Here is a 9,834-nt window from a genome sequence, read left to right on the forward strand (position 1 = left end):
AGCCAAGCGCTTAGCCCTGTTGCTGCAGGAAAGCGTCGATCTCAGTGCGCCACGGCACTGAGGGCTGCGCGCCCGGACGCGTCACCGCAATCGCAGCGGCGGCATGGGCGAAACGTACGGCATCGTGCATTGGCATACCTTCCAGACGTGCGGTAATAAACGCCCCGTTGAAGGTATCTCCCGCCGCAATAGTATCGATGGCCTGCACGCTGAAGCCCGGAATGCGCACGCCGTTGCCTTGCTCACTCAGCCACACACCGCGACGGCCTAAAGTGATTAACACGGTATCGATACCTTTGGCATGCAATGCCGCAGCAGCACGCGCGGCATCTTCATCGCTCTTCACCGCAATGCCGGTGAGAATTTCTGCTTCGGTTTCATTTGGCGTGATGATGTCGATAAGCGCGAGCAGCTCATCTGAGAGCGCGGTGGCCGGTGCGGGATTCAGGATCACTTGCGTCTGCTGCGCGCGGGCAATCTTCGCGGCGGCCAGAACGCTTTCCAGCGGAGATTCCAGCTGCATCAGCAACGCATCGGCATCGGCAATCACTTGCTGGTGCTGCGCAACGCGAGTCGGCGTCAGCGCCGCATTGGCACCGGAATAGATGCCGATATTATTTTCGCCTTCGCCATTCACGAAGATCATCGCTACACCGGTCGATTCATCAGCGACGGTTTCAACCGGTGCGGTATCAATGCGGTCTTGCTGCAACTGCTGACGAATGCGCTCGCCGATATCATCGGCGCCTACGCAGGCAATAAAAGCAATGTCTGCACCGGCACGACCGGCAGCCACCGCCTGATTGGCCCCTTTGCCGCCAAAGGCAATTTGATACTGTTTCCCGATCACCGTTTCGCCCGGACGTGGAAAGTGGGCGAGGTTAAGGATGTGATCGGCATTAATGCTGCCGAGAACGGCCAGTTTTGCGCTTGTGGTCATTGGGATTCATCCAGAAAGATGCGCCACCAGGACGGTGGCGCGTTGCCCTGCTTTTCTTTACTTATTATTTGGTAACCAGCTTCAGGTCAACCGGATTAACCGCCTGCACCTTCTCGCCTTTCAATACTTTATCGGCAGTCTGCACGCCAATCACACCAATCTTGTCTGGCATCTGAGCCACAGTGGCGGTCAGTTTACCTGATTCGACAGCTTTCACACCGTCAGCGGTGCCGTCAAAGCCCACCACCAGCACGTCGGTTTTACCGGCGGTTTGCAGTGCACGCAGCGCGCCCAGCGCCATTTCGTCGTTCTGAGCGAAGACGGCCTGCACATCCGGATGTCCCTGTAGCAGGTTCTGCATCACGTTCAGACCTTTAGTACGGTCGAAGTCAGCAGGCTGGCTCGCCAGGATGTTGAATTTGTGCGCATCGGCTGCCTGTTTGAAGCCTTCGCCACGCTCGCGCGCCGCAGACGTACCGGCAATACCTTGCAGCTCAATAATCTTCGCGCCATCACCCAGTTTTTTGGCGATGAAGTCACCGGCCATTTTGCCGCCGAAACGGTTGTCAGACGCCACGTGGCTCACCACGGTGCCTTGTGCTGCCACGCGGTCCAGCGTGATCACCGGAATGTTCGCCTGGTTCGCCATCTTCACGGCGTTACCCACCGCATCAGAATCGGTTGGGTTGATCAGCAAAAGCTTGGTGCCACGCACCGTCAGATCCTGCACGTTCGCCAGCTCTTTCGCCGGGTTGTTCTGCGAATCCAGCACCACGAGGTTATAACCCAGTTGGTCAGCTTCTTTCTGTGCGCCATCTTTCAGAGACACAAAGAACGGATTATTCAGGGTTGAAACCACCAGAGCAATGGTGTCCTTTGCCATCGCGCCAGCACTAAGGGTGGCGCCAAGAATGACGGCCAATGCAGTTAACTTTTTCATTTTTAAATCCTGTGTGAAGGTCAGAGTTATTTACTGCTTTTGTTATCCACCAGCACCGCTAGCAGAATGACGACGGCTTTAACAATCATTTGGTAGTAAGACGATACGCCCATCAGATTCAGGCCGTTGTTCAGGAAACCGAGGATCAATGCACCAATCAGCGTGCCCATGATGCGGCCTTTACCGCCCGCCAGGCTGGTACCGCCCAGCACCACCGCCGCGATCGCATCCAGTTCATAACCGGTGCCCGCGGTAGGTTGAGCGGAAGAGAGACGCGCCACTTCGATGGTGCCCGCCAATGCCGCCAGCAGGCCGCACAGCGAATAAACGATGATTTTGACGCGATTAACGTTGATACCCGACAAACGCGTCGCCGCTTCGTTGCCACCTAACGCATAGATGTAACGACCAAGGCGCGTGTGATGCAGCATGTACCACGCCAGACCAAATACCGCGACCATCAGCCACACCGGCGTAGGGATGCCCAGCGGACGACCGATACCGAACCAGCCAAACAGATCGGCGTTATCGTTGAAACCGGTATTGATCGGGCTGCCGTTGGTGTAAACCATGGTGACGCCGCGCAGCAGCAGCATCATCACCAGCGTGGCAATGAAAGCCTGCACCTTGCCGCGCGCCACAATCACGCCGGTAATACCGCCAATCGCCGCCCCCAACGCCAGCGAAGCCGCAACGGCCACCAGCGCATTCACCTCTAATCCGACGATCGATGCCGCCACCGCGCCAGTCAGCGCCAGCAGCGAGCCCACTGAAAGATCAATGCCCGAAGTCAGAATCACCAGCGTCATGCCAACCGCCATAATGGCGTTGACCGACGTCTGCTGCAGAATGTTGAACATGTTGGCCAGCGTAAAGAAGTTCGGGCTCTGGCTGGCAACCACGGCGATCAACACGATCAATGCAATCAGTGATTTCTGCTCCAGCAGCCAGGCTTTGCTGAACCAACGGCGGCTGGCGGGTAAGGTTTGGGTGCTCATACAACTAACTCCTCGCTGTGTTGCTTACCGACTGCCGCCGCCATCAGGGATTCCTGGGTAGCTTGCTCACGGGAAAATTCGCCACTCAGATGGCCTTCATGCATCACTACGATGCGGTCGCTCATGCCAAGCACTTCCGGCATTTCCGACGACACCAAAATGATGCTCAGCCCTTCGGCTTTAAACTGATTAATTAACTGATAAATTTCTTTCTTTGCCCCGACATCGACGCCGCGCGTTGGCTCATCAAGAATCAACACATCAGGGCGCGTCATCAGGCCGCGCGCAATCGCCACTTTTTGCTGATTACCGCCGGACAGCAGGCCAATCGGCTGCTCCATTGAAGGGGTTTTGACGTTGAACAGGCGGATAAAATCGCCCACCGCCAACTGCTCATCGCTGTGACGCAGGTTGCCTGCGCCGGTGCTGAAATAGCGCAGCGCGGTTAGCGACATGTTCTCTTTCACCGACATGCCCAATACCAAACCATCGCGCTTACGATCTTCGGAGATATAAACGATGCCGTTCGCCAATCCTTCTTGCGGGGAGCGAGTGGTGATTTCGCGGCCATTCAGCGTGACTTTACCTTTGCTGCGCGGCAGCGCGCCGTACAGCACTTTCATCAGTTCGGTACGTCCCGCGCCCATCAAGCCCGACACGCCAAGGATTTCCCCTTTGCGCAGCGTAAAGCTGACGTCATCAACGCCCGGACCGCTGAGGTTTTCAACTTTTAAGCGGATCTCACCCGGCTGCTGATCGATACGTGGATATTGATCTTCCAGTTTGCGGCCGACCATCATCTCGATCAGGCTCTCTTCGCTGAGATCGCTCACCGCGCGCTCGGCAATAAACTGCCCATCGCGGAACACGGTGACGTCATCGCAAATCTCGAAGATCTCTTTCATGCGGTGCGAGATATAGACGATGCCGCAGCCCTGCGTTTTCAGTTCGTTGATGACGCGGAACAGCGACAGCGTTTCGGTATCGGTCAGCGCATCGGTCGGTTCATCCATAATGATGACTTTCGACTCGAAGCTGAGCACTTTAGCGATCTCGACCATCTGCTGATCGCCAATCGACAAATCGCCCACCAGCTTGTGGCTGTTGAAGCGCAGATTGAGGCGCTTTAATAGCGCATCCGCCTCGGCATACATCTTTTTCCATTCGATACGGCCAAAGCGGTTAACAAATTCGCGGCCAAGGAAGATATTCTCGGCGACGGTCAGTTGCGGAATCAGGTTAAGTTCCTGATGGATAATACCAATGCCCGCTTCCTGCGACGCTTTCGGGCCAGAGAACGCCACATCCTGACCGAGCCACTGCAGGGAACCGGCATCCATGCTGTAAATGCCGGTCAGCACTTTCATCATGGTAGATTTGCCGGCACCGTTTTCACCCACCAGCGCCATCACGCGTCCCGGATAAACAGCAAGCGATGCGCCATTCAGCGCCTTCACGCCGGGAAACGACTTTTCAATCCCTTTGAGTTGCAATAACGGTTGCATAGCGGCCTCAGAAGGTCACGCCGGCGCTCAGGATGACATTCGCATACGGAGAACACTCTCCGCTGCGAATGACCGCCTGACTACGCTGCGTTTGTTGTTTGAATTGTTCATGGCTGGTGTAACGAATGGTGATGACATTCCCCTGGTGCTGTTGCAAGGCTTCGAGCACGGCGAGCAGTGCGCTATGGAGCTGCGGATTGTGCTGCTTAATCTCCTCCGCCATCAGGGCGCTTTCGACTTGCATCTCCTGCGTGACTACCTCAACCACCTGTAAAAATTCGGGCGTACCCGGCGTTAACGCCAGATCGATGCGCTGTGGACCAGCCGGAATCGGCAAGCCTGCATCTGCAATCGTCAGCGTATCGGTGTGCCCCAGGCGAGCAATCACATGAGAGACTTCAGCGTTTAACAAGCGACCTTTTTTCATTTCTTCCACTCCACAGCGAAACGTTTCGCTGATCGGGAGTGTATAAAATGCGCACGGCAACTCAATGGCGGCATCACGGAAATGTGATCGCCATCGAAACGTTTCGCTTGTACCAGAGAGAATTTGAGTTTGGTGGGATATTGGAGCCGCTGCTGCGGCCCCGATGCAGGGATTAAGGCAGTTTACGTACCTGTTTCACGTCCAGTTCGATGGAGTTGAAATCTTTATCCAGTTCGCCGGTCAGTTCTACCTGATCCTTCGGCGTGATGGTCAAACCGTTCCAGCGTTTATGATCGATCTCGACCTTCATGGTGCCGGTGGCATCACGGAACTGATAATCCTCATCACCGATTTGCTTCTCAAGCGTACCGCGCACGGTGATCCAGCTATCGTCCTTCATCTCTTCGGCCTGTTTCACCGTGACAACGCTGGTGTTATCGGCTTTGAAGCCACCAGACTTCACCTGCGCGGATGGCGCATTCGGATCAACAAAGCCACCTTGCTGAGCGGCAAGAACCGGCGTGGCGGCCAGGGCGATGATAGCTAACAGGGCTGCAGACTTTTTCATATGTCACCTCTTTTCCATGAATGTGTTGGTTTACGGAAGCTATTTCACCATAAGGTTCTTAACAGGATCTTAAGAGAATCCGTCGGGCTAACATTCATGAAAAATAGTCTATTTGCCGGGATTTTCGCTGTACAAGAGCGATTGTGCTTCGTATAACTCCGCTTAACAGAAGGAGAGTAGATGCGCATTTTACTGATAGAAGATGACACGCTGATTGGCGACGGTTTGAAAGTCGGGTTAATCAAACTCGGATTCAGCGTGGATTGGTTTGTCTCCGGCGAAGCCGGATTTCAGGCGTTGGCGGCCGCGCCCTGGGACGCGGTGGTGCTGGATCTGTCGCTGCCGGAACGCGATGGTCTGGATATCCTGCGTCAGTGGCGCCAGCAAGGACAGGATGTGCCGGTGCTGATCCTCACCGCGCGCGATGCGCTCGATCAGCGCGTTCAGGGATTGCAGCTCGGTGCCGACGATTACCTGTGCAAGCCGTTTGCGCTGACAGAAGTGGCGGCACGCTTGCAGGCGCTGATCCGTCGCCGTCACGGCCAACTGCAGCCAGAACTCAAACACGGCAAAGTGGTGATGGCGCCCGGCAGCCATAGCGTGCTGTGCGATGGCGAAGCCGTCAGCCTGAAGAGCCGCGAACTGGCGCTGCTGGAACTGTTTCTGCGCAATCCCGGCCGTGTACTGACGCGCAGTCAGCTTGAAGAAAAGCTCTACAGCTGGGATGAAGATGTCTCCAGCAATGCGGTGGAGGTGCACATTCATCATCTGCGCAAGAAACTCGGCAGCCAGTTTATTCGCACCGTACACGGCGTCGGTTATACGCTGGGAGCGGCAGAATGAGTTTGTTTCTGCGCCTCGCCATCGGCTTTGTGCTGCTGATTATGCTGTGCGGCGGCTTGGCCAGCCTCAGCGCCTGGCACCAAACCCGCGATACGGTAGACGAGCTGTTTGATACTCAGCAAATGCTGTTCGCCAAACGACTGATTACGCTCGATCCCACCTCGCTGCAGGACGAAAAACTGCCTAACACCAAGTCGATCCTGCGTCATCATCGTGGCGATCAGGATGACGATGCGCTGGCGTTTGCCATTTTCAGCGCCGACGGCCAGCCGCTGCTCAATGACGGCGAAAATGGGCGTGATTTAGAGTTTGATTACCAACGTGATGGCTTTACCGATGGCCGCCTGCGCGGCGATAAAGAGAGCTGGCGCTTGGTGTGGCTCACCTCAGCGGATAAGCGTTATCGCGTGGTGGTTGGGCAAGAGTGGGAATACCGCGAAGATATGACGCGCGATCTGGCGCTCAGTAGCCTGCTGCCGTGGTTGATCGCCATGCCTTTTATGCTGCTGTTGCTGCTGGCGCTGGTGTGGTTCGAACTGCGCCCGTTGAAGCGCCTCACGCTTTCGCTGCATCAACGAGCGCCGGATGATGCTACGCCATTGCCGGACACGCGCTTGCCCAAAGAGGTGAAGCCGCTGGTGGTGGCGCTCAACGGCTTGTTCAGTCGCATGGCGCATCTGGTACAGCGCGAGCGTCGCTTTACCTCCGATGCCGCCCATGAACTGCGCAGCCCGCTGGCGGCGCTGCGCGTGCAGAGCGAAGTGATTCAGCTGGCCGATGATGATGAAGCGATGCGTAAACGGGCGATTCAGCAGCTGGATAGCGGCATTGTGCGCGCCACGCGTTTGGTGGATCAGCTCTTAACGCTGTCACGCGTAGAAGCTGACGATCTGCGCAGCGAGTTTCAACCGGTGGCGCTGGCACCGCTGCTGCAAAACCTGCTGGCGGAGCACTTCCCGCAGGCAGAACAACAAAACACCGCTTTGCAGTTCACCAGCCACGCCGAAACGGTGATGAACGGTCATCCGCTATTGCTGGGTTTGATGGTGCGGAATCTGCTGGATAACGCGCTGCGCTATTCGCCGTCGGGCAGCACCATTGATGTGCAGCTCAATGTTCGCGCCATTACCGTTGATGATAACGGACCGGGAGTCAGCGATGAGCAGTTGGCAAGGTTGGGTGAACGCTTCTGGCGACCGCCGGGACAGGCACAAACCGGCAGCGGATTGGGGCTTTCCATCGTGAAAAATATTGCCCAGCTGCACGGCATTCGCTTGCAGTTCAGCCAGCGCGCCAGCGGAGGATTGCGCGTCACTTTGAGTTGGTGACGCGCGCAGCGTTAAATCTCGACCTGGGTTCCCAGCTCGATCACGCGGTTCGGTGGGATTTCAAACTGATCCGGCGCGCGCAGCGCATTGCGTTGCAGCGCGAGGAACAGCTTGCCGCGCAGGCGCAGATACCACGGACGATCGCCGATAATCAGCGATTCATGCGACATAAAGAAGGAGGTTTCCATCATGCGGCAGTTCAGCCCTTCAAGGCCGCAGCGGTGGAAAATCTCTTCGACATTTGGCGTTTCGCGCCAGCCGTAACTCGCCACCACGCGCCAGAAGGTTGGCGATAACTGTTCGATGGTCACACGACGCACATTGTGCACATAAGGCGCATCTTCCGTACGCAGCGTCAGCAGCACCACACGCTCATGCAACACTTTGTTGTGCTTGAGGTTATGCAGCATGGCAAACGGAATCACGTTCAGCGCCCGCGACATATACACTGCGGTACCCGGCACGCGTACCGGCGGCGATTTCTCCAGCGACGCGATCATCGCTTCGAGGGAATTGCCGTGCTCATGCATACGACGCAGCAGGCGGAAACGCTCGCTTTTCCAGGTGGTCATGATGATGAACATCATCAACGCCAGCGTCAGCGGCAGCCAACCGCCGGAGAACACCTTGATCAGGTTGGCGGAGAACAGCGACACGTCGATGATTAACATGGCAACCAGAATCAACACCACCAGATAGCGGTTCCAGTGCCAGTTTTGAATCGCCACGGTTGAACAGAGAATGGCGGTCAGCACCATGGTGCCGGTTACCGCAATGCCGTAAGCCGCCGCCAGATTGCTGGAGTGCTCAAAACCGACAATCACAATCACCACCGAGAAATAGAGCAGCCAGTTAATCACTGGAATGTAGATCTGCCCGGACTCCTCTTCGGAGGTGTGCACAATGCGCATTGGCGGCAAATAGCCGAGACGCACCGCCTGACGCGTTAATGAGAACACGCCGGAAATCACCGCCTGCGACGCAATCACCGTGGCTAAGGTCGCCAGAATCAACATTGGGATCAGCATCCAATCCGGCGCGAGCAGGAAGAACGGGTTTTTGATCGCTTCAGGATGTTTGAGCAGCAGCGCGCCCTGACCAAAGTAGTTGAGCACCAGTGAAGGCAGCACCACGATGAACCAGGCGAGACGAATCGGGAATTTACCGAAGTGGCCCATATCGGCATACAACGCTTCTACGCCGGTAATCGCCAGTACCACCGCGCCCAGCGCGAAGAAGGAGACAGTTTTATATTGGATGAAGAAGTGCACCGCCCAATACGGGTTCATCGCATGCAGGACGTCAGGATTGTCGATAATGCTGCGCGCGCCCAGAACCGCCAGCACCAAAAACCACAGCAGCATCACCGGCGCGAACAGCTTGCCTACAATGCCGGTGCCGTGTTTTTGGATAACAAACAGTAAAGTCAGCACTGCAATCGCCAACGGCACGATGTAGGCATCAAGACTTGGCGCGGCAATTTCCAGACCTTCAATCGCCGATAGTACCGAAACCGCCGGCGTTATCACCACTTCTCCGTAGAAGAAGCTGCCGCCAATCAGTCCCATGATCACCAGAATTGCCGTGGCTCTGGCGCCGGTATGGCGTCCGGCCAGCGACATCAGCGTTAAAATCCCGCCTTCACCGGCGTTATCCGCACGCATCACGTAGCTGATGTACTTCAGCGACACCACCAGAATCAGCAGCCAGAAGATCAGCGACAGAAAGCCAAATACCGCTTCGCGCTCTACGCCAAATCCAAACTGACCAGAGAGACATTCACGCAATGTATAGAGCGGGCTAGTACCAATATCGCCATACACCACGCCAATTGCCGCCAGCGTGACGGCCCCAAGGGACTGTTTCTTATCCGAGCTCATAAGTTGTCTTTTGTTGGAGCCGGAGGCACTTGCCTTCCGCTCAAGCCATCAAAAAGCGCACAGTATGCACATATTCCCAAAAAAACCTACTCTTACAAAGTGCCACCATCGCGTCGGTGACGCGGTTTTTCGCCGAAAATAGCGCCAAAAAACCGTTGGAAGCGGCGAGTTCTCTCGCATCAACCTTCTGAAACAAAAAAGCTGACGGCTATCAACGCAATCGCGCATGATAATCAGTAGAGTATTGCGCTCGCCAGAATATGACGGCACCAGGATCAAAAGGATAATGATGTGATTATGGCTCAACCCCATCTTTTGGCAGAAAGAATTTCTCGCCTGAGCAACGCTCTGGAAAAAGGGCTGTATGAACGCCATCATGCGATCCGCCTCTGTTTGCTGGCTGCC

Annotated in this window: 9 protein-coding genes and 1 pseudogene; 3 read left to right on the forward strand and 7 right to left on the reverse strand. The window is 56.0% G+C overall.

Features of this window, described 5'->3' with window-relative positions; translation table 11 throughout:
• Positions 1 to 10 precede the first annotated feature (10 nt).
• The 6 genes from rbsK to NQH49_RS19355 form a co-directional block, all read right to left on the reverse strand.
• On the reverse strand, positions 11 to 940 hold the full coding sequence (gene rbsK, locus NQH49_RS19330; RefSeq protein WP_256697878.1) for a ribokinase: 930 nt from the start codon (positions 938 to 940) through the stop codon (positions 11 to 13).
• A gap of 64 nt (positions 941 to 1,004) precedes the next feature.
• Positions 1,005 to 1,880, reverse strand: coding sequence for a ribose ABC transporter substrate-binding protein RbsB (gene rbsB, locus NQH49_RS19335; RefSeq protein ID WP_008106759.1), 876 nt, complete (start codon positions 1,878 to 1,880; stop codon positions 1,005 to 1,007).
• Positions 1,881 to 1,906: 26 nt separating this feature from the next.
• Entirely contained in the window at positions 1,907 to 2,878 is a 972-nt protein-coding gene (gene rbsC / locus NQH49_RS19340) for a ribose ABC transporter permease (protein WP_008106756.1), read from the reverse strand.
• Positions 2,875 to 4,383, reverse strand: coding sequence for a ribose ABC transporter ATP-binding protein RbsA (gene rbsA / locus NQH49_RS19345; RefSeq protein WP_256697879.1), 1,509 nt, complete (start codon positions 4,381 to 4,383; stop codon positions 2,875 to 2,877). The genes rbsC and rbsA overlap by 4 nt, the downstream gene beginning before the upstream one ends.
• 7 nt (positions 4,384 to 4,390) lie before the next feature.
• Positions 4,391 to 4,810 carry a D-ribose pyranase gene (gene rbsD / locus NQH49_RS19350; protein WP_008106751.1) on the reverse strand — a complete coding sequence of 140 codons (420 nt, stop codon included), beginning with the start codon at positions 4,808 to 4,810 and terminating at the stop codon, positions 4,391 to 4,393.
• A gap of 172 nt (positions 4,811 to 4,982) precedes the next feature.
• Entirely contained in the window at positions 4,983 to 5,378 is a 396-nt protein-coding gene (locus tag NQH49_RS19355; RefSeq protein ID WP_008106749.1) for a YgiW/YdeI family stress tolerance OB fold protein, read from the reverse strand.
• A gap of 180 nt (positions 5,379 to 5,558) precedes the next feature.
• Here NQH49_RS19355 and qseB point away from each other — a divergent pair, with 180 nt between their 5' ends.
• Together qseB and qseC are read left to right on the forward strand one after the other, a co-directional pair.
• A complete protein-coding gene (gene qseB / locus NQH49_RS19360; protein ID WP_256697880.1) occupies positions 5,559 to 6,221 on the forward strand; it encodes a quorum sensing response regulator transcription factor QseB in 663 nt (220 codons plus the stop codon).
• Entirely contained in the window at positions 6,218 to 7,549 is a 1,332-nt protein-coding gene (gene qseC / locus NQH49_RS19365; RefSeq protein ID WP_256697881.1) for a quorum sensing histidine kinase QseC, read from the forward strand. Before qseB ends, qseC begins: the two co-directional genes overlap by 4 nt.
• An 11-nt stretch (positions 7,550 to 7,560) precedes the next feature.
• On the opposite strand, the gene kup is transcribed toward qseC, so the two are convergent.
• Positions 7,561 to 9,429 (reverse strand): low affinity potassium transporter Kup, encoded by a 1,869-nt coding sequence (gene kup, locus NQH49_RS19370; protein ID WP_256697882.1) that lies wholly within the window; start codon positions 9,427 to 9,429, stop codon positions 7,561 to 7,563.
• A gap of 297 nt (positions 9,430 to 9,726) precedes the next feature.
• On the opposite strand from kup, the pseudogene NQH49_RS23495 reads away from it, so the two are divergent.
• A pseudogene (locus tag NQH49_RS23495) lies at positions 9,727 to 9,834 on the forward strand (AAA family ATPase); the annotation flags it as partial.

The sequence above is a fragment of the Pantoea trifolii genome, from assembly GCF_024506435.1.
Lineage (GTDB): Bacteria > Pseudomonadota > Gammaproteobacteria > Enterobacterales > Enterobacteriaceae > Pantoea > Pantoea trifolii.